This window comes from Nocardioides sp. CPCC 206348 (assembly GCF_048654705.1).
GTDB lineage: Bacteria > Actinomycetota > Actinomycetes > Propionibacteriales > Nocardioidaceae > Nocardioides.
The window spans coordinates 4460-4974 of sequence record NZ_JBMCZA010000240.1 but is presented as its reverse complement, the minus strand read 5'-3'; the positions used below and the strand labels follow the sequence as shown (position 1 = coordinate 4974).

Annotated in this window: 1 protein-coding gene; it reads left to right on the top strand. The window is 73.6% G+C overall.

Annotated elements, in window-relative coordinates; genetic code table 11:
* A partial coding sequence (locus ACOADB_RS27950; protein ID WP_378606873.1) for an HNH endonuclease signature motif containing protein occupies positions 1-347 on the top strand: 347 nt, incomplete at its 5' end.
* Positions 348-515 lie beyond the last annotated feature (168 nt).

Sequence of the window (515 nt, the reverse complement as noted above, 5' to 3'; positions counted from 1 at the left end):
CCGCGATCTGGCTCGCCCTGATCCTGCGCGACCGCCACTGCGCGTTCCCCGGCTGCACCCGGCCACCGATCGCCTGCGACGCCCACCACGTCGTCCACTGGGCCGACGGCGGCGCGACCAGCCTCGACAACCTGATGCTGCTCTGCCGGCGCCACCACACGATCGTCCACAACACCCCGTGGACCGTGCGCATCGATTCCGCCACCGGGAGACCGGTCTGGACGAGACCACCACCGGTCGACCTGCGCGGTCGCCTCTCCTACTCCCCCGCCCGCACCGCGGAGGAGATCGCCGCGGCGCTCGCGGCCGGGCGACAAGCCGGGCGGCCGCCGCCACAAGCCGCCTGAGTACGGGCGAGCCAGGACTCAGCGGGCCCAACAGGGCACGTGGCTCACGCGCGCGCCTCGCGCTCGGCGTCAACTCGTCCGAGGATCCACGCGGCCACGGTCGCCGTGACCGCGCCCACCAGGCCGATACCGACCAGCATGAGGCCAACAGCGACGACGCGTCCCGTG